Genomic DNA, 22,467 nt, shown 5'->3' on the forward strand with positions numbered 1-22,467 from the left:
TTAATGAACCTGGTGGAATTCAGAACCGTAGCGGCCCAGCTTCTGGCGTTCTCCTACCGGTTACGGTGACGCTCTAGGTACTTTTTCCGGCTTTGGCGGTGCGGTAATCATTTTTGTGATGCTCTCATTCGTCTTGAAGGTACAGGAGCATTCCAGATTAGTGCACTGGTGATAACGCTCTTTAACCTCTTCAGACATATAGCGTCTCGATTTGGCATGTGCCGCGCTTTTGCAGTAAGGGCAGTGCATCATTTCTGGCTGCCCTCCTGCAATGCCGCACGTTGCGGCTGTAATACTTTTACAAACTTCATCGGGTAAATGGCGTTGTTATATAGCTCTATATCACCCCCGTCAGCGCCAGACGATACAGGCCGTTATTCTCCAGCAGCAGAGCCTCTATTAGAACACTGTGCGACAGGGCCGCAGCCATACGCGCCAGTACCTCGCCGACCAGACCAGCCACGTCCTTAATCCAGCCCCGGTCATCACCGGCAAACAACGGTGAAAGTTCTTCACGACAGACCCGTAGCTTAATGGCCCACAGCAGCGATGGACTCACGTTACTCTGTCAGCAACACTGATATAAGGCAGGAAAACGTCCGTCCCCCATAATGCCAGAGTTGAGTGTTGTTGACACCGCGACCGGCCTATTCATGGGTAATGCCAATATCCGCCCGCTTAGTCTGACGGTATTCGGTCAGCCTGTGTCGTGGACGCTGAAGAAGTATAAGCGCATCCTGCTGAAGCACAGAATAGATAACGACGTCCAGACCGATCTCACGCTTCATGAGGACAGCGTGGTCGACTGACTGTTTAAATGCAGTCAACACAAACCGGCTCAGGCCGGTTTTATATTGAATGTGAACCCACTAAAAATCATAACCGAGAAAATTTTTAACCTGAGCACTTCAGTTTTAATTTTAATTACTTAATAATAATTTAGACGTTATTTCATCCACGTTAGGTTCGTATAGCGATACGATATAAAACCTATCAACCCCCTCTAATGATTTAACATACACATCTCTTTTCACCCTTTCAGAATTCAAAAAATACATTTCACTTTCGACCTGATCCATATCTGAATAACTTATTTTTGTTAAATGTTCAAACGAGAATGCGATCTGTTTTGCTCCCTTCTCAGTTAGACTTTCCTGCAACTTACTTTTTAAACTTGAAAACATTGAAATATTATTCTCACCTATGCCACCTGACATCCGTTCCTTTCCTCCAGACTTTCTTGATTGCACTGAGAAATAATCTATTTTTAATTTATTGCGATGAAACTCACCTTTAAAGTAAAATGTAATCTCCATAATAGAATCAATGTCAGAGTAAAAATTATTAACCGGATAGCCTTCGTTAATTATTTCAAATTTCTCCGACTGCGTAGGGGTATAATCTTTTCTAAACAACTGCTCAATGTTAAATATAAACACAGGGGAGTACTGAAGACTTGAAATTACATTCTGCTCCTTTCCTATATTGTAGGTAAGAACTAAAGTAGTGATAGCTAACACCAACTGAATAGTTGACGGTATACCTTTTAGTGCGTTTAATAAAAACCTTTTCATACTTTCAAACCCATATTTATTAACCTTAGATTAGTTGGGGTTTCCCATTTTTATCTTGTTAATTAGTATAATACTTTTACGAACAGCCTGTGAGCCAAAATGATTTTTTATTTAAAAAAAAACATATTGTTAGAGAATTTTATCTAGTTCCTGTGATAAAAGAGCCAGATGATAAAGTCTTAAAAGTCCTAGGCTGAACCACAGCGCATGTACTGGTTAGGTGAAGTTGTTACCAAGACTGAAAAGCGTGGGCAGGGAATTGGCTCGGCACTGATTGCTGACATAATCAAAGTAGCAACCGCACGGGGCATCACTCAACTCTGGCTCTACACTCCGGATAAGCAGTCGTTTTATCGTAATTTGGGATGGAAAAATCATGAACAACGCACGGTGACTGGCGAATTAGTCACCGTGATGGTGTTAGAACTTTGCGCGGAAAAGCCGTGACCCACGTTGCCTGAAGACTCAGGCACACGCATTGAGCCGGTTCACCGCCATCGCTCATCGGTATGAAATCCTAAACCACCACAAATTACCGCCACAGATGATCTACACCATTGCCCAAACCCTTGTAGATCAGTAATGTCTTCTCCAGCAACGGGAGGAAATTCAACGATGGCAACACAGTTTTACACTGAGCAGCACACAGGCTGTTTTAGTGATACGAAAAGTGGCTTAAATGAGGTATAAAGCCGCATGAAAATCCCAAACCGAATCCAACCTCTGGTCGATGATGGCCTGATCGATAACGTGCTTCAGCGGCTGAAAAGCGGCAAAGAAGCGGACGTTTACACCGTGCTGTGCGGCGACAAAATCCAGTGTGCCAAAGTGTACAAGGAAGCGACGCAGCGCAGCTTTAAGCAGGCGGTGCAGTATCAGGAAGGGCGCAAAGTGCGCAACTCACGTAACGCGCGCGCGATGCAGAAAGGCTCTAAATTTGGCCGCAAGCAGCAGGAAGAAGAGTGGCAGACGGCGGAAGTCGAAGCACTGTTCCGTCTGGCCAAAGCGGGCGTCCGCGTGCCTGAGCCCTACCTGTGTATTGATGGTGTGCTGTTAATGGAACTGGTCACGGATGCTGATGGGGCTGTGGCTCCACGCCTCAGCGATGTCACCTTGTCCGAAGCCGATGCGGTGGCTGATTTCCACACCATGATCCGCAATATCGTGCGCATGTTGTGCGCCGGGATTGTGCATGGCGACCTGTCAGAGTTTAACGTACTGCTGGATGCGGAAGGCCCGGTGATTATCGACCTGCCGCAGGCGGTGGATGCGGCGGCGAACAACCATGCTGAGTCGATGTTCGAACGTGATGTGAATAACATCACCGCCTATTACGGCCAGTTTGCCCCGCAGTTGCTGCAAACTCGCTATGCAAAAGAGATCTGGCTGTTATACGAAGAAGGTAAGCTCACCCCAGAAACGGTGCTGACCGGGATGTTTGTTGAAGAGCTGCATGATGTTGATATGGGCTCGCTGCTGGATGAAATCATTGCCGCAGAAGATGAACATTACGAACGTCAGCGTGCCGCCAAAGAGCGCGACGAAGAGTAAATCTCGCCACTGTTCAAAGCAGCCAGATATTGGCTGCTTGCATGGAATGTAAATCCCCTGCCCCGACGTTTCCTCAACGCATCGCACCAAATCCGCTAAACTGTCTGCACATTCCCCGGAAACAAGGAAGTCCCTTGACCGGCATGTCCGAAAGCCGTGTCAGCCGCTCACTGCGGGCTGTGGCTCGTGTAACCTCTCCCGCACCATCCGCTGAACATGGACACCGGTGCGGTAGAAGTTATAGGCCGCAATAATCAGGTTACTGACCCCCAGCGCGATCCAGTAGCTGTAAAAACCCGCGTGAAAATAGCGTGCCACCATAAAACCCCCGCCTAAACCAATCACCCAGTAGCTGCCAATCACCACCAGCGTCGGCCAGCGTGTATCCATCATGCCGACCAGGAAACCGTTGTAGCAACTACCAAGGGTGTTGAACAGGAAAGCGATTAAGAGCAGCGGTAAAAGATTCCACATCATGGTGATGATGTGCGCATCCGTCACATCGTAGATATCGCGTTGAATCTGCGGGTAGAACAAGGCAATCGCCCCACCTACCAGCAAGACATAGCCGAAAGCGACGATCAGGAGTCCGTAGCGCAGTCGGCGCAACCCGACCCAGTCATTTTCTGCTGCGCACCATGCCGCCAGCGTTCCTGCGGCACCCGATAAGCCGATGGTAAACACGGTAATTAACGATTCGGTGCGCAGTGCAAAGCTATGAACCGTGGTGGCTTCCAGCCCAAATCCAGCAATCAAAAACGCGGCTGCGGGCAGGAAGCCTTCACTAAGCGCAATTCGCACTCCCATCGGCAACCCGGCGGCCAGGACGGTGCGTATCGCTTGCCAGTCCAGCCGCCCGGGTCGCAGGGTAAGAGAAAGATGGCGAAACGGACGCCCACGCGTCAGTAAACAAACCGCCGAGATCAGCAATACCGCCCGGATCAGCGAGCTGGAGAGTCCCCCACCCAATACCCCCGCGCCACCCGTGTGGTTGAACCCCAGGATCGCCACATACGCCACGAGAAAATTCACCGGCACCGTCAGCAACATGATAATCGTCAAATAGCCCGGTTTACCCACCGAGGACATCAGGCAGCGGCTGTGTACAAACAAAAACAGGAACACGATGCCCGGCGCAGCCCCCTGGTTGTACTGCTGGGCGATTTGCGCCAGATCGTCACTGACGTTAAACAGGGTCAGAATGCGCCCGGTATTGTACAGAGTCGCCATCCCCACCACCCCAAGGATCAGCGCCAGCCAAATCCCCTGCGCAAACCATTTTCTTAGCCGCGCGAAGTCATCCTGCCGGAACGCCCGGGCCATGTGCGGCCCAAAGGCCAGAAGAATGCCAATCCCCATCAGCATCACCAGGCTAAACAGGCTGATGCCGAGGGTTGCGCCGGAAAGGTCCTGATTACCCAGTCGGGAAATCAGCATGGCATCCGTGAAGGAGATGGTGGTTTGCGAGATAAAGCCGATAGCCAGCGGTAAGCCCAGCGCGAGCAGTTTTCTAATCATATCGAATCCATGAACGTGTATTCCGTCTCGCCGGAGAGTAGTAAAAAAGCCCGGTTGCAGCTATCCCTTTGCCCGGTAATGCATAAATCGGACTTTAGATAGCTACAGACGGAAAATACCCGCAACCCACAAACAAGCCTGGTCTTGTGTTTGTGCGCGTTTTATCCCGCTACCCTGCCGCGTCCATTTACCTTCCCGCTGGAATTCGCCATGAAAATCCTCACCCCACTTGAGATTCAACCGTTACTTAATCAAGGGGCGCTACTGATTGATATTCGCGATACCGATGCCTGGCAACTGGAACATATTCAGGGCGCACTTTCATTGCCGTTTCCTTGCAGTGAAAGCGGTGTGTTGTCGCATCTGCCGCTGGTGGGTAAACAGGTGGTGTTTTACTGCCAGACCGGGCAACGGACCGCTGCGCTGGCTGCACGGCTCAAGGTTATGGCGCAGGGCGCGGAAGTCTGCATGTTGAAAAATGGGTTAAACGGCTGGAAAAAAGCGCAATTCATCACGGTATTCAATCCCTCATTACCGCTGCCGCTCACCCGCCAGGTGCAGATGCTGACCGGCTTTATGATCATGGCCGGTGTGTTGCTGGGTTCAGCCTTTTCGTATTATTTCTATTTTCTGCCTTCGCTGATTGGAGCAGGACAGATTTTTGCGGGCGTGACCGGCTGGTGTGGCATGGCTCGTCTGTTAGGAAGGTTGCCGTGGAACCGGCAAGGGTGAAAAAACCAGGCCCGCAGCCTGAGCGCGCTGCGGGCCTGACATTACCGAATGACCACGGTGAGGATCACCAATATCACCAGCAGTAACACCATTGAGCCAAATACCGGTTTCAGAGAAGATTTACGCATAGCATTCTCCTACGTCAACAACATGCAGATCCCCGATATTGCAATCAGGATCCCGCTCAGCCCAAGGCAGAGCTGGCACACTTTGTTTTCATCTGTCTGCATACGTGCCTCCTCAGAACCACTGGCCAAAGCGTTTGACGTAGAGCATTTTCATGCCCTGAGCCACCACGCAGTAGCTGAACAGGGTAGCGACTAACCAGGGGAAATATTCCCATGGCAGTGGCTGTAATCCCACCAGGCTCCCCAGCGGAGAGAAAGGCAGGCCGATGCCAATCGCCATAATACAGATTGTGGTTAACATCACTGGCAGCGCCGCACGACTCTGAATAAACGGAATCTTTTGCGTACGCAGCATATGCACAACCAACGTCTGTGACAGTAACCCTTCAATAAACCAGCCGGACTGGAACAGTCCCTGAACCGCCGGAGTATTGGCGTGGAACACATACCACATCAGCGCGAAGGTGGTGATATCAAAGATGGATGAGGTTGGCCCAATCCACAGCATGAAGCGTTTGATATTACCCGCATCCCATTTACGTGGTTTACGTAAAAACTCCTTGTCCATTTTGTCCCATGGCAGCGCCAGTTGGGAGATATCGTACAGCAGGTTCTGAATCAGTAAGTGAATCGCCAGCATCGGTAAAAAGGGAATAAACGCACTGGACACCAACACCGAGAACACGTTGCCAAAATTCGAACTGGCGGTCATGTTGAGGTATTTGATGATGTTGCCGAAAGTCTCACGCCCTTTTATTACCCCCTCTTCCAGCACCATCAGGTCTTTTTCCAGCAGGATAATGTCAGATGACTCTTTGGCGATATCCGCCGCGCTATCAACGGAAATCCCAACGTCCGCTTCACGCAGTGCGGGTGAGTCATTGATGCCATCACCGAGGAACCCGACGGTATGACCATTTTTCTGCAACATATTGAGAATGCGGGATTTCTGTTGCGGTGTCAGTTTGGCAAACACGGTGCAACGTTCTGCGGCGATCTGGAGCGCCTCATCATCCATGCGTTCAATTTCTGGGCCGGTCAGGACTTCGCTGCTATCAATACCTACTTCCTGGCACACCCGCGCGGTCACAATCGGGTTATCACCGGTCAGCACTTTCACCGCCACGCCGTTTTCATGCAGCGCCTTAATGGCCCGATTCGCACTCTCTTTCGGTGGATCGAGGAAGGTCAGCAGGCCTTCAATCACAAAATCGCGCTCATCGCTGCTGTGCAGCGGCTGTTGCAACCCGGCTGGCCCCAGCTCACGGGTCGCAAGCAGCAGCACGCGGAACCCTTGCTGATTAAAACGTTCTGACAGCGCGATAATCTCTTCACGGCGGACATCGGTCAGCGCGATGATATCGTTGCCTTCACGTACCGCAACCGCCTGCTCCATCATCTCTTCTACCGCACCTTTACAGATCAGACGCTGGCTGTCATCACGTTGATCCTGCACCACCACAGAGACGCGACGGCGAATAAAATCAAACGGCAGTTCGTCCACTTTGGTAAAGCGCTGCGCCACTTGTGTGCTCAGTTGCTGTTCCGCAAAGCGCAAAATGGCACGATCCATCAGGTTACGGCTGCCGCTCTGGTGGTAGCTGTTCAGCCAGGCATCGCGCAGCACTCTGCCGCTGTCGGTACCCCGGCTATCCAGATGCTGAGCCAGAATAATGTTGTCCTGAGTCAGCGTACCGGTTTTGTCGGTACACAGAATGTCCATCGCGCCAAAGTTCTGGATCGCGTTCAGGCGTTTCACAATCACTCTGCGCCGGGACATGGCAATCGCCCCTTTCGCCAGATTCGCACTGACAATCATGGGCAGCATTTCTGGGGTTAAGCCCACCGCCACCGCCAGAGCAAACAGCGTGGCATCCATCCAGTCGCCTTTGCTAAAGCCGTTGATCAGCAACACCACGGGCACCATCACCAGCATGAAGCGGATCAGCAACCAGCTCACGCTATTTACACCCCGGTCAAAGGCGGTTTGTGTCCGGCTGCCGACCAAGGTTTTGGCCAGTGAACCAAACCAGGTTTCAGCGCCAGTGGCAATCACAACCGCCTGCGCCGTGCCGCTGGCAACGTTGGTGCCCATCAGGCAGACGTTACCGCGATCCAGCAAGGGCAAAGTTGCGCTGCTGCCCGCCTGGCTGTCGGATGTACCGCTGAGATCGGTTTTCTCTACCGGCAGCGCTTCTCCACTTAAAATGGCCTGGCTGATAAACAGATCGCGAGATCGGATCAACCGCACATCCGCCGGGATCAGATCCCCGGCGGAAAGGCAGATCACATCGCCTGGCACCAGCGTTTCGATCGGCACTTCCTGTTGCTGAGGCTCGCTGTTTGCGCGCGGAGAGCGCAGCACAGTGACGGTAGTTTGCACCATGGAACGCAGTGCCAACGCCGCCTTGTTGGTACGAAACTCCTGCCAGAAGCGCAGCAGGCCACTCAGCGTTACCATGGTCAAAATGATGGTGACACCGGTTAAATCGGTCTCTTCACCCCGGCGCAGAGGCAGCCAGAAATCAGTGGTGAAGCTGACCAGCGCCAGCGCCAGCAACACATAGATGAACGGATTATTAAATGCCCCCAGCAGCTGAACGATGGCATGGGGTGCGCGTTCATGTGCTACGGCGTTTTCACCATAGATTTGCAGGCGCGCTTCCGCTTCGCTGGCGCTCAGACCCGCAGGGCTGCTGTGCAGACGTTGGAAAGTTTGCTCAAGGGTCGCCTGCGCTTCAGCGTCAATGGGTAAGACTTTTTTCACCCGACGGCTGGAGGCGTTGATATCTTTGAGTTGTTTTTTCTGGGTTTCAATTTTCATGTCAGTCATTTGACATTCTCCAGATTTAAAATGCGTTGATTCCCCCTGGTTAAAAAAATCACCAGGAAACGGATATAATTAACTGAAAGTCATCAGTTAAAAAAAATAAGCATGGCTAGCCCTTTCATTACAGCAATGAAATGGAGACCATAATTAAAATTTGAAAGCAGACAGCGTTATGCATTCCTCATTTGTGAAAAGAAGAATGAACAGTGCATTAACCATCCGCGATCGGATAAAACCCTTTTAATTCAAGGGCGGAGGAAACAGGGCGTACAGGAATAGAATCATGATAACGATATCTCATTAGTCATATAAGCATACTAAAGGGAGACAATCGTCAATTTGAGGATTGCTACCCGCCAGGTCGGCAAGCAGCAAAGAGAGATCAGTGCTTCAGCTTGCCTTAATGTTTTTAAATAAGGGGTGACTGTCCAACTGAATTCTCCTGATGTGTAATTGCCGGTAATTATAGGAAGGTAGTAACCAAAGTAAAGTATATTTTTAACTCAATCTTTGTTGTTTACTTTTCGTTGTCAGAATTGCCCATCGGCTGCCTTAAGCTGGCGCTTTTTTCCCTTATAACCAAAATGACAATGCTTATCCATTTTATGCATAACGTTTCTCTACAATTGACTATTCTTGTTTACAGCCCTTACGTACACTCGCGGTAACTCTTAAAGCAAGGATTTCCCATGAAAAAAACAACACTTTCCCTGCTGGCACTGACGTTAGCTGCCGCTTTTGCAGCTCAGGCCGCTACACCTAAAGACACGCTGGTGATCGCCCAGTCCATTGATGATGCAGACAGCTTCGACCCGGCTAAAGGGTTTGAACTCACCAGCGTACAAGCTTTCACTAACATCTATCAGCGCCTGGTACAGTCCAATCCAAAAGATCCGATCAAGCTGGAACCGACACTCGCCACCAGCTGGCAGGCGGGCAAAGACAACCGCAGCCTGACGTTTGCACTGCGTAAAGATGCGAAGTTTGCTTCCGGTAACCCACTGCGTCCGGAAGATGTGATCTTCTCACTCGGCCGCGTGGTGAAACTGAACCTCGATCCCTCCTTTATCCTGACCCAACTGGGCTGGAATAAAGAGAACGTCGATAGCTACCTCAAGAAAGTGGATGATGACCACGTAGAGATCAGCTGGAGCGCCAACGTCAGCCCGGCGTATGTGCTGAGCCTGCTGTCGGCCCCGGTCTCTTCTATCGTTGATGAGAAGACCGTCTCTGCCAATGCGAAAAATGGCGACTTCGGCAACGGCTGGCTTGCCACCCATTCGGCGGGCAGTGGTCCTTACCAAATTCGCCTCGCTAAGCTGCATGAAGTGTTACTGCTGACGGCGAACCCGACGTCACCCGCCGGTGCGCCGCAGCTGAAAAATGTGATGATCAAAAACGTACCGGAACCGGCCACGCGTCGCCTGCTGCTGGAGCAAGGGGATGCCGATATCGCACGTAACCTGGGCGCAGACCAGATTGCGGCGCTGAAAGGCAAAAACGACGTCACCACCGCCGCTTACCCGATGGCTTCGCTCTACTACATTCAGTTCAATGTCGGTGCCAATGATGTGCTGAAAAACCCGGCATTGTGGGAAGCTTCACGCTATCTGTTCGACTATCAAGGCATTGCCACACAGTTGTTAAAAGGCCAGTTTGATGTACACCAGACCTTCTTACCGAAGGGCTTCCCTGGCGCGCTGAATGACACGCCATATAAGTACGATCCGGAAAAAGCCAAAGCGATTTTGCAGAAGGCCGGTCTGACCAACGTGACCTTTACCCTCTCCACCAGCAACCAGCCTCCGTATCTGGACATCGCGCAGGCGTTGCAAGGGAGCTTTGCGAAAGGTGGTGTGAAGGTGGTGATTGAACCGGGTATCAGCACCGAAGTCTCCACCAACGTCAAAGCACACAAGTATCAGGCGACCCTGAATGCCTGGGGTGCAGACTACTTTGACCCGAATACCAACGCCGCGTCCTTCGCCTATAACCCGGAAGATGGCAGCAAAACCATTGCCTACCGCTCTGACTGGCACATTCCGCAGTTGAGCAAACAGACGCTGGCAGCCACGGCAGAGAGCGATCCGGCGAAGCGCGTGGTGCTGTATCAAGCCATGCAGCGTGAAGTGTTGAAGAGCTCACCGTATGTAATTGGCCTCCAGGCACGCAACCTGATTGCCCTACGCAGCAATCTGAAGGGCTACGAGCAGGGTATTAACCCGGATATGGTTTATTACTCACAGGTCACTAAGTAATGGCAGTTGCTAACGCCGGGTCCGCCCGGCTTTTCGGTCATCGGCTGGGGCGCATCGCCACCAGCCTGCTCTCTTTGCTGGTCACCCTGCTGGGGTTGCTGGCCTTTACGTTTATGCTGTCGCACTTCTCGCCGATCGATCCGGTGCAGCAGATCGCAGGCGATCACGCCAGCGAAGCGACCTACGCCCAGGTGCGGCACGATCTCGGGCTGGATCAGCCGGTGTTAATGCAGTTCTGGCACTACATCAGCCATCTCGCCCACGGTGATTTAGGCATCTCACGTCTGACCAATCAGCCGGTGAGCCAGGACTTGCTGCGCACCTTCCCGGCCACCATTGAGCTGGCGTCTTGTGCCATGCTGTTTGCCGCCTTTTTTGGCGTGCTGTTGGCCCTGCTGGCGGCGTGGAAACCCGGTAGCTGGATGGATAACCTCGCCAGGCTTATCTCCCTGCTCGGCTATTCGGTGCCGGTCTTCTGGCTCGGGCTGTTGGGGCTGCTGCTGTTCTATGCGGTGCTGCACTGGTCTGCCGGGCCTGGCAGGCTGGATGATATCTGGATCTACACGCTGGAACCGAAAACCGGCTTTGTGTTGATCGACAGCTTACTCTCCGGCGATCCCGAAATGTTCCGCAATGCGATTGCCCATTTATGGTTACCGGTGGTGATCCTCGGCCTGCTGGCGATGGCGGGGATTACTCGCCTGTTGCGTGCCGCTCTTTTAGAAGAGAGCAGTAAAGAGTATGTGGTGCTGGCACGTGCGAAAGGGGCCGGGCGTACACGTATTCTGTTGCGTCATATTTTCCCTAACGTACTGGGTACGCTGATCACCGTGATTGCTCTCTCTTACGCCACGTTGTTAGAGGGCTCGGTATTAACCGAAACGGTATTTGCCTGGCCTGGCGTGGGGCGCTACATGACCAATGCCCTGTTTTCCGGCGATGTTCCGGCGATTCTGGGGGCCACGCTGCTGATTGGCGGCTGCTTTATTCTGATTAATGCGCTGGCCGATGCCCTGACCTGGTTAACCGATCCGAGAACGCGATGACACAACAACTCTCTGAACTGGAAACAGTGCGCCCAAAGCGGCGTAAAGCGCGCATCACTTCGCTCAGCATTGGTCTGACGCTGGTGGTGCTGCTGATTCTGATGGCGCTGTTCGCCCCGCTGCTCGCGCCATTTGATCCTAATCTGCAAACCATGAACCTGCGTCTGATGCCACCCGATGCCACGCACTGGTTTGGTACTGACGGATTTGGCCGTGATTTGCTCTCCCGCGTGATCTACGGCGTGCGTCCTACGCTGCTGCTGGTGGCGCTGATTCTGATCCTGACCATTCCGGTGGGCCTGCTGATCGGCATCACCGCCGGTTATGTTGGCGGCTGGACCGAGCGCATCTTGATGCGTATCACGGATATCTTCCTGTCGCTGCCTAACCTGGTGATTGCACTGGCGCTGGTCGCGATTCTTGGCCCCGGCCTCATGAACGGTGCCCTCGCCCTCGCGCTGACCAGTTGGCCGCCGTTTGCTCGCCAGGCGCGTGCAGAGACGCTGGCGCTGCGCCGCAGTGACTATCTGGCCGCCGCGCGGATGCAGGGAATCAATGGCCTGCGCTTAATGGCAGGGCATATTTTACCGCTGTGCCTGCCAACCGCGGTGGTGCGTGCCGCACTGAGCCTTGGCGGGATTATTCTCGCGGCGGCGGGCCTGGGCTTCCTCGGCATGGGCGTGCAACCGCCGACGGCTGAGTGGGGTTCTATGGTTGCCGAAGGCAGTAAAGTGATTTTCGACCAGTGGTGGGTAGCCGCAGCGCCAGGTGCTGCCATTCTGCTTGCCAGCCTGGCGTTTAACCTGACGGGTGACGGTCTGCGTGACCGCCTGGATACGCGCAATGCAAAATAATCTTATACATGTCGATAAGCTGGCGATCCGCAGCGACGATGCGCTGCTGGTGGATCACATCAGTTTTTCTATTGGCCGTGAACGCGTGGCGCTGGTTGGTGAATCCGGCTCCGGTAAATCCCTGACCGCCCGCACGCTGATGGGCCTGCTCTCCCCTGCGCTTCAGGTGCAGGCGCAGCAGTTGCAGGTTGTCGGTGCGAATGCGTTACAGCTACAGGAGCGCGAGTGGAGTGCCATTCGCGGTCATCGCGTGGCCATGGTGATGCAAGATCCAAAGTATGCTCTGAATCCCGCGCGCACCATTGGCTGGCAGGTGGAGGAGCCGCTGAAGCTGCATCGCAAGCTCGGCCGGGCGGAGCGGAAAGAGAAAGTCTGCGAAATGCTCAACGCGGTCGGCCTGCCCGATCCACGCACGTTGATGCAGCGCTATCCGCACCAGCTTTCCGGCGGCATGGGCCAGCGCGTGATGCTGGCAATGGCGTTGATCACCGATCCTGAGCTGCTGATTGCCGATGAGCCCACGTCCGCACTTGACCATGCGATGCGCGATCAGGTGTTAGGTCTGATCCGCCAACTGGTGGAAGACAGAAACATGGGGCTGCTGTTGATTAGCCACGATCTTCAACAGGTTTCAGAGCACTGTGAGCGGGTGATGGTGATGTACAAGGGCCAGCTGCTGGATACGCTGCCCGCCGCCGATCTGTCACGCGCTACCCATCCTTACACCAAAACGCTGTGGTCCTGCCGCCCGAGCAAAGCCACGCATGGCCAGGTGCTGCCGGTGCTGGACCGCGCTGCTCTGGAGGCTATGCGTGATTAAGCTCAACCACCTCAACGTGGCCCATAAGCAGGGCTACGAGCTGCGCACCGTGGTGCATGATGTCGATCTCAATGTGCAGGCCGGAGAGTGCTTTGGTCTGGTCGGCCCTTCTGGCTGCGGTAAGTCTTCACTGCTGTGGGTGATGGCCGGTTTGAATCCACACTGGCAGGGTGAAATGGCCCTGGCAGGCTGTCAGGTGACGCCAGGAAAACCGTTTACCGGTGCATTGCGTCGTGACGTGCAGATGGTGTTCCAGGACCCTTACGCGTCACTGCACCCACGTCATCGCCTGCGCCGCACGCTGGCTGAACCGTTAAAAATACTGCGTCGTGACAACATTGATGACCGTATTGAGCAGGGCTTTCGCCATGTGGGGCTTGATCCGGCGTTGGCAGACCGCTATCCGCACCAGCTTTCGGGTGGACAGCGTCAGCGTGTTGCCATTGTGCGTGCGCTACTGCTGGAACCGAAAATCCTGCTGCTGGATGAACCCACGTCCGCGCTGGATATGTCGGTGCAGGCGGAGATCCTGAACCTGCTGAACGATCTTAAACAGCAGGATGGCCTGACAATGGTGCTGGTGAGCCACGATCCCGATGTTATCGATCACATGTGCGACCGGGCGGTGCGCATGGATAAAGGCCGAATCGTCGGCGAACTGATCGCCTGATGAAATATTCCCTCCATCTGGAGGGAATCCCTTCTGTTGTACATATTTCCCTTCAACGATTGTGTCCTGATTTATAAAGAAAATAATTTCAATAAAAAACGAACCAATAGGTTCATTTATGGATTTCTTGATGCATTCCCATCATTTATACATTTTTGTGAAATTTTTATTCGAAATGTAGCCGGGTGTTATTGATAATGATTCCTGTTTCAGATATTTTTTTCTCGTCGGCTACTACACGCCCTGCGCTTCATCGGAATGACTTTCATCTTTAACGATGAAAAGGAAATAATAACCGTAGAAAACGCATGGGTGTAAATAAACATTACTGATTCTCGTTCAGAAAAATAAACCTTTTTATTAAGGAGGATATTTATCGCCCTGAATATTCGTCAGGACGTGCAGTGCAACTCAAATCATCCGATTTCATTAAAAAACAAGGCGTTACAAACGCTGATAAAACCAGCGACACAAACAAAATAACCCTATGATTTTCATTATTTTTTTGTCGCTTATTATCATATTGAGGTAAGGAAATATCATGTCTAAGTACAGCTTTATAACGGCACGGCCCGTTATTAGCGGAATAGTCTATGCATTAATTGGTTTAGCCTTAATCTTTGCCGGGGGAAAACTGGTGGGGCTGGGTGATACCACCTACTACTTGATCGCCGGAATTGCTTTGCTTGTAACAGGGATATTGCTGGCTCTTGGTAAACGGCTGGCGCTATGGGTATATGCTGCGCTAACGATTTATACCGTGATTTGGGCGCTGTATGAAGTCGGCTTCAATGGCTGGAAATTACTGCCGCGCTTCGACGTTATTGTCTTCCTGGGTGCATGGCTGGTTACCCCCTGGGTTCGACGTGGACTGCGGGGTAAAGGCGAAATCACTGAACCCGGCCCGCTGAGTTCTGGCAATCGCTCTGTGGTGGCCGTTGTCGCGCTGGTGATTGTCGCCGGAACCCTTTACTGGGGTCTGCACCGCAGCGACCCGGTTGTCGAAGAGACCGGGGTTGCCGATCGTAACGCGCCAGATGCCTCACCAGATGGTGAAGATAACAGCCAGTGGCACTCCTACGGTGGTACCCATGCTGCCGACCGCTATGTGCCGTTTGAGCAGCTTAACGCCAGCAACGTGAAAGATTTGAAAGTGGCGTGGCACTACACCACCGGCGATGTGCTGCCTCAGGTGGCGAAAGACAAAGGAATTTTCTTCGCCTTTGAAGCGACGCCACTGCACGTTGATAATGTGCTTTACCTCTGTACCCCACGCGGCCGCGTGCAGGCGCTGGATGCCCAAACGGGCAAACGCCTGTGGGAAAACGATCCCCAGGCCGATCTGTCGCACAACACCTTTATGAACTGCCGTGGCGTCTCTTTGTGGCAGGCACCCGCCGATTCTGGCTACCATGCCGCCGATGGCAGCCAGACCTGTGCAACCCGCATTATTAGCCCGGTACTTGATGGTCGTATCATGGCCGTGGATGCCAAAACAGGCGAGCGCTGCACCGATTTTGGTCACAACGGTTTTATCGATATGAAAGAAGGAATGGGCGTGGTTCAGCCGGGCTTCTACACCCCGACCTCTGCGCCACTGGTGGTGAAAAACCTGATTATCGAGGGCGCAACGGTCGATGATAACCGGGCACTGGATGAGCCATCTGGCGTGGTTCGTGCCTGGGATGCGGTCAGCGGCCAACTGGTCTGGTCATGGGATGCCGCACGCAAAGATCCTAATGAGAAACTGCAACCTGGCGATCAATTCACACGCGGTACGCCAAACGCCTGGGGGACTTACACCGCCGATGTGAAAAATAATCTGGTCTACATCCCAACCGGCAATGCAACACCTGACTACTGGGGTAAAACGCGCCGTCCGGTAGATAATCAGATCAACAGTTCCGTTGTGGCTTTAAATCTTGATACCGGTAAGCAGGTCTGGGCCTTCCAGACTACGCACCATGATGTCTGGGATTTGGATGTTCCGGTTGGCCCATCCCTGGTTGATCTGCCATCCAAAACGGGAACCGGCACCATTCCAGCGCTGGTACAAACCACCAAGCGCGGTGAGCTGTTTGTCCTTAACCGCCTGACCGGTAAGCCGGTATTCCCGATTGAAGAGCGTAAAGTGCCGGTGAGCGGCGAGCAGTCTGACTGGCTCTCTCCAACGCAGCCTTATAGCGCCGGTTTGGCCTCAATGGGTCCACCTCATCTGAAAGCTACCGATGTCTGGGGTGGCACGATGTTCGACCAACTCTGGTGCCGTATCGATTTCGCCCAGCATGACTACCAGGGACAATTCACCGCACCTTCCGTGAAAGGCGCACTGGGTATGCCCGCCAATGACGGCGTGACGGACTGGTCCGGTGGGACCATTGACCTGAAGCGTCATCTTTTTATTGCACCGGCAACCTATGTGGCCTTCTCTAACCGGTTGATCCCACGCGCCGAAGCAGAAAAACGTGGCCTGGTCGAACCGGTTACCGACTACACAGACAACGCACCACGCGGCCTGAAAGACGGCATTGCGGCGGCTTATGGTCAGCCGTACGTCGAGCAGATCACCGCATGGCTCAACCCGGCGGAAGTGCCTTGTACTCCACCGCCGTTTGGTACATTGACGGCTATCGATCTCGAAACCGGCAAACAAGTCTGGTCACAGAAGTTCGGTACCACCCGCGATATGGGCCCCGCAGGTATTCCTTATAACCTGCCAATGCAGACTGGCATGATGAGTCTCGGCGGTGGTGTTGCTACGCGCAGCGGCCTGTTTATCATTGGCGCTACCATTGACCAGTACCTGCGCGTCTATGAGTCCGCCACCGGTAAACTGCTGTACCAGGCGCGCTTGCCTGCCGGAGCACAGGCTACCCCGTCCGTCTTTATGGGCAAAGACGGTAAAGAGTACATTGTGATTGCGGTAGGGGGTCACGGTGAGCTGCGTTCACGCAGCGGTGATGAAGTGTATGCCTTTGCGCTGCCAGAGGTGCCGCAAAAAAGCTAACGCTCGCTAACGTCTAATGCCCCGGGAAAAACCGGGGCATTTTTTTGGTTTAGCTTTCAGCTTCTGCGGCGGCGAGGCGCTTATGGGTCAGGTGATAAGCGGCATAGCACAGCAGGACAAACGGGATGCCACACCACAACGCAATGCGCTGTGAGGGATCGAATGCCAGTCCGGCACAGGCCACCAGGCAGAGGATGAAGCCCAGAATCGGCGTCAGTGGGTAGAGCGGCGCACGATAAACCAGCTCCTCCAGCCCTTTCCCCTCTTGCAAATGACGGCGACGGAACATGTAGTGCGACGCACAGATGCTCAACCAGACCGCCACCACCGCAAACCCTGAAATTGCAGACAAGGCCACAAATACCGTATCCGGCGCGATAACGCTGGAGAGCAGCGCCAACACGCCACCTAGCATGCTCACGGTCAGCGCCAGCATCGGAACACCGCGTTTATTGACCCGGGCAAAGCAGCGCGGCAGGGTATTTTCATTCGCCAGCGACCACAGCATTCTGCCTGACGCGTACAGCCCGGAGTTGGCGGCCGAGAGGATCGCCGTCAGAATCACGAAGTTAATGATATCTGCCGCCCAAGGAATGCCGATTTTCTCAAACACCATCACAAATGGGCTTTTAACGATGCCCGCCTGGTCCATCGGAATCAGCGCCGCCAGCACCAGCACGGTGCCAACAAAGAAGATAATCAGGCGCGCAACGGTGGTGCGGATCGCCAGCGGCAGCACGCGCTGCGGATTCTCGGTTTCACCTGCGGCAATACCGATCAATTCGGTGCCGGAGAAAGCAAAGTTCACCGCCACCATGGTCATGATAATCGGCAGAATACCGTGCGGGAGCCAGCCATGTGCGGTGAGATTGCTTAATCCCGGTGCCGCACTGCCGTCTTTCATGGGAATAAAGCCAAAGATGGCCGCCGCACCCAGCAGAATAAACGCCACCACCGTCACCACTTTAACGATGGAGAACCAAAATTCGCCTTCGGCAAAGAAACGGGTAGAAATGGTATTCAGCAGATAGATGGCCAGGCAGAACACCAGACACCAGATCCAGACCGGCACCTGCGGGAACCAGTACTGCATACAAAATCCGGCGGCGGTGAAACTGGAACCCAGCGCGACAGTCCAGGTTAACCAATAGAGCCAGGCGACGGTGTAGCCAGTCGCGGGGCTGAGATAGCGGGCCGCATAAACATGGAATGCGCCGGTCTCCGGCATCGCGACGGACAGTTCGCCCAGGCACACCATCACCAGCCATACCACTAACGCGCCGATGAGGTAAGCCAGCAGCGTCCCGGCGGCCCCGGTAGTAGAGATGATGTAGCCGGTGTTAAAGAACAGCCCGGTGCCAATCACGCCGCCTAGTGAGAGCATCACCAGATGGCGGACTTTCATGGTCCGTTTGAATGGGGTTTCTGAAGTTTGCGTTGGTTGCGTCATAAGATTCCATATGGACGTCTGTACATCTATATGGACACAGGTTTATACGCTGCGATTCGAAGAATTGCAACGTCAGATACACAACGCTGGCCTCGCCCCATGTAGCAGGGCGGGATTACTCGCTAAATACGCCTTGCAGATAACGCTCCAAAGCCATGCGGGAGCTGAAACCGTGCGGGATGCCATAATGCTCGTGGCTCTCTCCGGTCAGATAAAGCGGGAATTGCGTATAGTGGTCGCAGGTTTTCATTTCGGAAGCCGGTTCGGCAAAGACCTGGCTTTTCTCTTTCAGGGTCGGGTGGATCACCAGCGCCGTTCTGCCTAACCGCGCTTCACGGTTCACATACACATAGCTGTTGCCACGGCGGTAGCCATAGGTTTTTGCGGTAACCACATCCACCTCAAACCCCGCCTTCTCCAATACACGCGCCACTTCATCCGGTCGTAAATACATGCTCACTCCTCTGTTCTCAAGCCCCGCAACCTTACAACAGCCGGGCTGCCGGGGGCATTCGGAATTATCCCTAAACCGCTGCCCACCGAAGCGTTTCCCGTTTCCTCTACTACACTCAGTATTGCGTTTAAAATCAAAGGGAGCGAAAAAATGTTCAACAAAACACCAAAAATTGATGATGTTGATATCAACCAGGACGTGAATGAGCTGGCCGATACGCTGGAATCACTGCTGAAATCCTACGGCAGCGAAGCGAAAGATGAGGTCAGCAATGCCCGCAGCTCGGCAGAAGCGCTGCTAAAACGCACCCGCGCTAAGCTCAGCGGCAATGGTCGCGTTGGCCAGGCGGCGCGCGACGCCGGTTACCAGGTAGATGCTTACGTGCATGACAAACCCTGGTATGGCGTTGGTATTGGCGCTGCGGTCGGTTTAGTGATCGGTGCCCTGTTGGTGTCGCGCCGCTAACTGATTTCGACTAAGAAAAGCCTCACCTCGTGTGGGGCTTCTTTTTGTCTTTTGCGCAGGGTTTCGACAGTCTTTTCAAAACGTGTTTCGCGGTAAAAATATTTTTTTTTCTCTTGCTATCAGCCAAGGCCGCATGATTCCTGGTCTTTCCCGCCTAGTGTCTCAGCTAAGCTAAAAACCCTATATCTGGTGTGTTGACGTCTTTAAATACTACATCTAGTATTCACTTCATCAACCAGACACTAGGCAACACCCGGAACGAAGCGAAAAAGTCAACCCTTTTGCTTCGCTTAAGTGCTGTTTAATCGCGACCCAAAGGAAAATACGAATCATGCGCATTATTATTTACACCAAGAACAATTGCGTCCAGTGTAATGCCACGAAAAATGCCATGGATCGTAATGGTATCAACTACGATCTCATCAACCTGGACACCCAACCAGAACATATCGACAGCCTGAAATCCCTTGGTTACCGTCAGGTACCGGTGGTCATGGCGAATGACGATCACTGGAGCGGCTTCCGTCCGGACAAAATTGCGAACCTGCGCCAGCTAGCCGCTGTCGGGGCGTAACGCGATGTTCCCACTGGTCTATTTTTCGAGCCAGTCGGAAAACACGCACAAATTCATTGCTCGTCTGGGTCTGCCCGCTCGCCGTATACCGGTTGATCTCGGGCAGACGTTGCATGTTGAACACCCTTATATTCTCGTGGTGCCCAGCTATGGCGGCGGCAGTGCGCGTGGTTCCGTGCCCAGACAAGTCATACAGTTTCTTAACGATGAAGCTAATCGTCGTGGCATTCGTGGTGTGATCGCAGCGGGTAACCGTAATTTCGGCGAGGGGTTTTGCCTCGCGGGCGACATCATTGCGCAAAAATGCCAGGTTCCCTATCTGTACCGCTTCGAGCTCATGGGAACACCCGACGATGTCGCTAATGTCAAAGCGGGAGTATCCAAATTTTGGCAACAACAGACACACTCAATGGCGTAGGGCTGGATTATCACGCGCTGAACGCAATGCTCAACCTGTACGATGCCGATGGCCGTATCCAGTTTGAGAAAGACCACGAAGCCACACGTCAGTTCTTCCTGCAACACGTTCAACCTAATACCGTGCCTTTTGCCAATGTGGCAGAACGTCTGCGCTATCTGGTTGACGAAGGCTATTACGAAGCGAGCGTGCTGAATCAGTACGACATCAGCTTCCTCGACAGCCTGCACCAGCAAGCAGAAGACTTTGGTTTTGAATTCCGCACCTTCCTTGGCGCATGGAAGTTCTATACCAGCTACACGCTGAAGACTTTCGACGGCAAACGTTACCTGGAAACCTTTGAGCAGCGTGCCTGCATGGTGGCTTTAGCACTGGCACAGGGTGACGAAACTCTGGCACGCGCGCTGCTGAAAGAGATTCTGAGTGGCCGCTTCCAGCCAGCGACCCCAACCTTCCTGAACTGCGGTAAACAGCAGCGCGGTGAGCTGGTCTCCTGCTTCCTGTTACGCATCGAAGACAACATGGAGTCGATTGGTCGCGCGGTAAACTCTGCGCTGCAACTCTCTAAGCGCGGTGGCGGTGTGGCTTTCCTGCTGTCGAACCTGCGTGAAGCCGGTGCGCCTATCAAGCGTATTGAGAACCAGTCTTCCGGCGTGATTCCAGTGATGAAAATGCTGGAAGATGCCTTCTCCTACGCGAATCAGTTGGGTGCGCGTCAGGGCGCGGGCGCGGTGTGGCTTAACGCACACCACCCGGATATCCTGCGTTTCCTCGACACCAAGCGTGAAAATGCCGATGAGAAAATCCGTATCAAGACGCTGTCACTGGGCGTTGTGATCCCGGACATCACCTTCCAGTTGGCAAAAGAGAACCGCGACATGGCGCTGTTCTCACCGTATGACGTTGAGCGTATCTACGGCAAAGCCTTTGGTGATATCAGCATCAGCGATCTCTACGAAGAGATGTTGGCGGATGACCGTATCCGTAAAACCTATATTCACCCGCGTGACTTCTTCCAGACGCTGGCCGAGATTCAGTTCGAATCTGGATATCCGTACATCATGTATGAAGACAGCGTGAACCGCAGTAACCCGATCGCCGGTCGCATCAACATGAGCAACCTGTGTTCGGAGATTTTGCAGGTCAATAACGCCAGCGAATATCACGACGACCTGACTTACCGTAAAGTGGGTAAAGATATCTCCTGTAACCTCGGTTCCCTGAACATCGCGCATGCGATGGATTCACGTGACCTTGCGCAAACCGTAGATGTGGCGATTCGCGCACTGACTGCCGTTTCCGATCAGAGTGAGATCAACTCCGTGCCTTCGGTGGCTGAAGGCAACCGCCGTTCACATGCTATCGGCCTCGGCCAGATGAACCTGCATGGCTACCTGGCGCGTGAAGGTATGCGTTATGGTTCGCCAGAAGCACTGGATTTCACCAATCTCTACTTCTATTGCATTACTTACCATGCGATTGCCAGTTCGAACCGCATCGCCACCGAGCGTAATCAACGTTTTGATGGTTTTGAGCAGTCGCAGTATGCCAACGGTGAGTTTTTCACCAAATACACCGAGAAAGCTTGGCTGCCACGTACTGAACGCGTAGCGAAGCTGTTCGCCGATGCCGGTATTACTCTGCCAACCCAGGCGGACTGGCAGGCGCTGCGTGCGGCAGTCATGCAACATGGCCTCTATAATCAGAACTTGCAGGCGATTCCACCGACCGGCTCGATCTCGTATATCAATCACGCCACATCAAGTATTCACCCGATTGTGTCGCGTATTGAGATTCGTAAAGAGGGTAAAACCGGCCGCGTTTACTATCCGGCACCGTTTATGACCAATGACAATCTGGAGATGTATGAAGATGCCTACCAGATTGGGCCAGAAGCGATTATTGATACCTACGCAGAAGCCACCCAGCACGTTGATCAGGGGCTGTCACTGACGCTGTTCTTCCGTGATGACGTCACCACGCGTGATATCAATAAGGCGCAGATTTACGCCTGGAAGAAAGGGATTAAAACCCTTTATTACATCCGCCTGCGTCAGATGGCGCTACAAGGAACTGAGGTGCAGGGTTGCGTTTCCTGCGCTCTGTAAAAGACAACCT

22 protein-coding genes are annotated in these 22,467 nt (G+C 53.3%); 14 read left to right on the forward strand and 8 right to left on the reverse strand.

Going from position 1 to position 22,467, the window contains the following annotated elements:
• Window positions 1-60: 60 nt before the first annotated feature.
• Window positions 61-252, reverse strand: coding sequence for an ogr/Delta-like zinc finger family protein (locus F3J40_RS05490; protein ID WP_167012871.1), 192 nt, complete (start codon window positions 250-252; stop codon window positions 61-63).
• 85 nt (window positions 253-337) lie between these two features.
• A complete protein-coding gene (locus tag F3J40_RS05495) occupies window positions 338-559 on the reverse strand; it encodes a hypothetical protein (RefSeq protein WP_167012872.1) in 222 nt (73 codons plus the stop codon).
• A 94-nt stretch (window positions 560-653) separates the two neighbouring features.
• Here F3J40_RS05495 and F3J40_RS05500 point away from each other — a divergent pair, with 94 nt between their 5' ends.
• Entirely contained in the window at window positions 654-809 is a 156-nt protein-coding gene (locus F3J40_RS05500; RefSeq protein WP_167011775.1) for a hypothetical protein, read from the forward strand.
• Window positions 810-920: 111 nt separating this feature from the next.
• Here the strand turns inward: F3J40_RS05500 and F3J40_RS05505 are convergent, their stop codons facing one another.
• Complete coding sequence (locus F3J40_RS05505) at window positions 921-1,574, reverse strand: hypothetical protein (RefSeq protein WP_167012873.1); 654 nt, start codon at window positions 1,572-1,574, stop codon at window positions 921-923.
• Between the two features lie 207 nt (window positions 1,575-1,781).
• Between F3J40_RS05505 and F3J40_RS05510 the strand changes: the two genes are divergently transcribed.
• Window positions 1,782-2,021, forward strand: a complete 240-nt coding sequence (locus F3J40_RS05510; RefSeq protein ID WP_167012874.1) for a GNAT family N-acetyltransferase — start codon at window positions 1,782-1,784, stop codon at window positions 2,019-2,021.
• A 249-nt stretch (window positions 2,022-2,270) separates the two neighbouring features.
• The gene (locus F3J40_RS05515) at window positions 2,271-3,125 is read left to right on the forward strand and encodes a PA4780 family RIO1-like protein kinase (protein ID WP_167012875.1); all 855 of its coding nucleotides are present in this window, start codon (window positions 2,271-2,273) and stop codon (window positions 3,123-3,125) included.
• Window positions 3,126-3,284: 159 nt separating this feature from the next.
• On the opposite strand, the gene F3J40_RS05520 is transcribed toward F3J40_RS05515, so the two are convergent.
• Window positions 3,285-4,643: an MATE family efflux transporter gene (locus F3J40_RS05520; protein WP_167012876.1), complete on the reverse strand. Its 1,359-nt coding sequence runs from the start codon at window positions 4,641-4,643 to the stop codon at window positions 3,285-3,287.
• A gap of 210 nt (window positions 4,644-4,853) precedes the next feature.
• Between F3J40_RS05520 and F3J40_RS05525 the strand changes: the two genes are divergently transcribed.
• Entirely contained in the window at window positions 4,854-5,375 is a 522-nt protein-coding gene (locus tag F3J40_RS05525) for a rhodanese family protein (protein ID WP_167012877.1), read from the forward strand.
• Window positions 5,376-5,416: 41 nt separating this feature from the next.
• Here F3J40_RS05525 and mgtU read toward each other — a convergent pair whose 3' ends face one another.
• Together mgtU and mgtA are read right to left on the reverse strand one after the other, a co-directional pair.
• Entirely contained in the window at window positions 5,417-5,503 is an 87-nt protein-coding gene (gene mgtU, locus F3J40_RS25165; protein WP_369410919.1) for a magnesium transporter protection protein MgtU, read from the reverse strand.
• A gap of 112 nt (window positions 5,504-5,615) precedes the next feature.
• Entirely contained in the window at window positions 5,616-8,336 is a 2,721-nt protein-coding gene (gene mgtA / locus F3J40_RS05530) for a magnesium-translocating P-type ATPase (RefSeq protein ID WP_167012878.1), read from the reverse strand.
• 686 nt (window positions 8,337-9,022) lie between these two features.
• On the opposite strand from mgtA, the gene F3J40_RS05535 reads away from it, so the two are divergent.
• The 6 genes from F3J40_RS05535 to F3J40_RS05560 all read left to right on the forward strand — a co-directional run bounded on the left by F3J40_RS05535 (window position 9,023) and on the right by F3J40_RS05560 (window position 16,988).
• Complete coding sequence (locus F3J40_RS05535) at window positions 9,023-10,591, forward strand: ABC transporter substrate-binding protein (protein ID WP_167012879.1); 1,569 nt, start codon at window positions 9,023-9,025, stop codon at window positions 10,589-10,591.
• Window positions 10,591-11,637: an ABC transporter permease gene (locus F3J40_RS05540; protein ID WP_167012880.1), complete on the forward strand. Its 1,047-nt coding sequence runs from the start codon at window positions 10,591-10,593 to the stop codon at window positions 11,635-11,637. Before F3J40_RS05535 ends, F3J40_RS05540 begins: the two co-directional genes overlap by 1 nt.
• The gene (locus tag F3J40_RS05545; protein WP_167012881.1) at window positions 11,634-12,491 is read left to right on the forward strand and encodes an ABC transporter permease; all 858 of its coding nucleotides are present in this window, start codon (window positions 11,634-11,636) and stop codon (window positions 12,489-12,491) included. Before F3J40_RS05540 ends, F3J40_RS05545 begins: the two co-directional genes overlap by 4 nt.
• Entirely contained in the window at window positions 12,481-13,311 is an 831-nt protein-coding gene (locus tag F3J40_RS05550; protein WP_167012882.1) for an ABC transporter ATP-binding protein, read from the forward strand. Before F3J40_RS05545 ends, F3J40_RS05550 begins: the two co-directional genes overlap by 11 nt.
• On the forward strand, window positions 13,304-13,981 hold the full coding sequence (locus F3J40_RS05555) for an ABC transporter ATP-binding protein (RefSeq protein ID WP_167012883.1): 678 nt from the start codon (window positions 13,304-13,306) through the stop codon (window positions 13,979-13,981). Before F3J40_RS05550 ends, F3J40_RS05555 begins: the two co-directional genes overlap by 8 nt.
• Window positions 13,982-14,522: 541 nt before the next feature.
• Complete coding sequence (locus tag F3J40_RS05560; RefSeq protein WP_167012884.1) at window positions 14,523-16,988, forward strand: membrane-bound PQQ-dependent dehydrogenase, glucose/quinate/shikimate family; 2,466 nt, start codon at window positions 14,523-14,525, stop codon at window positions 16,986-16,988.
• Window positions 16,989-17,037: 49 nt separating this feature from the next.
• On the opposite strand, the gene mmuP is transcribed toward F3J40_RS05560, so the two are convergent.
• Both mmuP and F3J40_RS05570 read right to left on the reverse strand, forming a co-directional pair.
• Window positions 17,038-18,438 (reverse strand): S-methylmethionine permease, encoded by a 1,401-nt coding sequence (gene mmuP / locus F3J40_RS05565; RefSeq protein ID WP_167012885.1) that lies wholly within the window; start codon window positions 18,436-18,438, stop codon window positions 17,038-17,040.
• Window positions 18,439-18,553: 115 nt separating this feature from the next.
• Window positions 18,554-18,892 carry a DUF2002 family protein gene (locus tag F3J40_RS05570; RefSeq protein WP_017349947.1) on the reverse strand — a complete coding sequence of 113 codons (339 nt, stop codon included), beginning with the start codon at window positions 18,890-18,892 and terminating at the stop codon, window positions 18,554-18,556.
• 150 nt (window positions 18,893-19,042) lie between these two features.
• Here F3J40_RS05570 and F3J40_RS05575 point away from each other — a divergent pair, with 150 nt between their 5' ends.
• From F3J40_RS05575 to nrdE, 4 genes are all read left to right on the forward strand, one after another.
• Window positions 19,043-19,357, forward strand: a complete 315-nt coding sequence (locus F3J40_RS05575; RefSeq protein WP_017349948.1) for a DUF883 family protein — start codon at window positions 19,043-19,045, stop codon at window positions 19,355-19,357.
• 331 nt (window positions 19,358-19,688) lie between these two features.
• Entirely contained in the window at window positions 19,689-19,931 is a 243-nt protein-coding gene (gene nrdH, locus F3J40_RS05580; RefSeq protein ID WP_017349950.1) for a glutaredoxin-like protein NrdH, read from the forward strand.
• Between the two features lie 4 nt (window positions 19,932-19,935).
• Window positions 19,936-20,349 (forward strand): class Ib ribonucleoside-diphosphate reductase assembly flavoprotein NrdI, encoded by a 414-nt coding sequence (gene nrdI / locus F3J40_RS05585; RefSeq protein WP_167012886.1) that lies wholly within the window; start codon window positions 19,936-19,938, stop codon window positions 20,347-20,349.
• The gene (gene nrdE, locus F3J40_RS05590) at window positions 20,319-22,457 is read left to right on the forward strand and encodes a class 1b ribonucleoside-diphosphate reductase subunit alpha (protein ID WP_167012887.1); all 2,139 of its coding nucleotides are present in this window, start codon (window positions 20,319-20,321) and stop codon (window positions 22,455-22,457) included. The genes nrdI and nrdE overlap by 31 nt, the downstream gene beginning before the upstream one ends.
• Window positions 22,458-22,467 lie beyond the last annotated feature (10 nt).

The organism is Candidatus Pantoea multigeneris, from assembly GCF_011752615.1.
GTDB lineage: Bacteria > Pseudomonadota > Gammaproteobacteria > Enterobacterales > Enterobacteriaceae > Pantoea > Pantoea multigeneris.

Bases quoted from the DNA above. Each gene is read 5' to 3' on its own strand.
- F3J40_RS05525 (WP_167012877.1), top strand. From the start codon at position 4,854: ATGAAAATCCTCACCCCACTTGAGATTCAACCGTTACTTAATCAAGGG.
- F3J40_RS05545 (WP_167012881.1), top strand. From the start codon at position 11,634: ATGACACAACAACTCTCTGAACTGGAAACAGTGCGCCCAAAGCGGCGT.
- mgtA (WP_167012878.1), bottom strand. From the start codon at position 8,336: ATGACTGACATGAAAATTGAAACCCAGAAAAAACAACTCAAAGATATC.
- F3J40_RS05550 (WP_167012882.1), top strand. From the start codon at position 12,481: ATGCAAAATAATCTTATACATGTCGATAAGCTGGCGATCCGCAGCGAC.
- F3J40_RS05505 (WP_167012873.1), bottom strand. From the start codon at position 1,574: ATGAAAAGGTTTTTATTAAACGCACTAAAAGGTATACCGTCAACTATT.
- mmuP (WP_167012885.1), bottom strand. From the start codon at position 18,438: ATGACGCAACCAACGCAAACTTCAGAAACCCCATTCAAACGGACCATG.
- F3J40_RS05535 (WP_167012879.1), top strand. From the start codon at position 9,023: ATGAAAAAAACAACACTTTCCCTGCTGGCACTGACGTTAGCTGCCGCT.
- nrdI (WP_167012886.1), top strand. From the start codon at position 19,936: ATGTTCCCACTGGTCTATTTTTCGAGCCAGTCGGAAAACACGCACAAA.
- F3J40_RS05490 (WP_167012871.1), bottom strand. From the start codon at position 252: ATGATGCACTGCCCTTACTGCAAAAGCGCGGCACATGCCAAATCGAGA.
- nrdH (WP_017349950.1), top strand. From the start codon at position 19,689: ATGCGCATTATTATTTACACCAAGAACAATTGCGTCCAGTGTAATGCC.
- mgtU (WP_369410919.1), bottom strand. From the start codon at position 5,503: ATGCGTAAATCTTCTCTGAAACCGGTATTTGGCTCAATGGTGTTACTG.
- F3J40_RS05515 (WP_167012875.1), top strand. From the start codon at position 2,271: ATGAAAATCCCAAACCGAATCCAACCTCTGGTCGATGATGGCCTGATC.
- F3J40_RS05575 (WP_017349948.1), top strand. From the start codon at position 19,043: ATGTTCAACAAAACACCAAAAATTGATGATGTTGATATCAACCAGGAC.
- F3J40_RS05520 (WP_167012876.1), bottom strand. From the start codon at position 4,643: ATGATTAGAAAACTGCTCGCGCTGGGCTTACCGCTGGCTATCGGCTTT.
- F3J40_RS05540 (WP_167012880.1), top strand. From the start codon at position 10,591: ATGGCAGTTGCTAACGCCGGGTCCGCCCGGCTTTTCGGTCATCGGCTG.
- F3J40_RS05510 (WP_167012874.1), top strand. From the start codon at position 1,782: ATGTACTGGTTAGGTGAAGTTGTTACCAAGACTGAAAAGCGTGGGCAG.
- F3J40_RS05570 (WP_017349947.1), bottom strand. From the start codon at position 18,892: ATGTATTTACGACCGGATGAAGTGGCGCGTGTATTGGAGAAGGCGGGG.
- F3J40_RS05560 (WP_167012884.1), top strand. From the start codon at position 14,523: ATGTCTAAGTACAGCTTTATAACGGCACGGCCCGTTATTAGCGGAATA.
- F3J40_RS05500 (WP_167011775.1), top strand. From the start codon at position 654: ATGGGTAATGCCAATATCCGCCCGCTTAGTCTGACGGTATTCGGTCAG.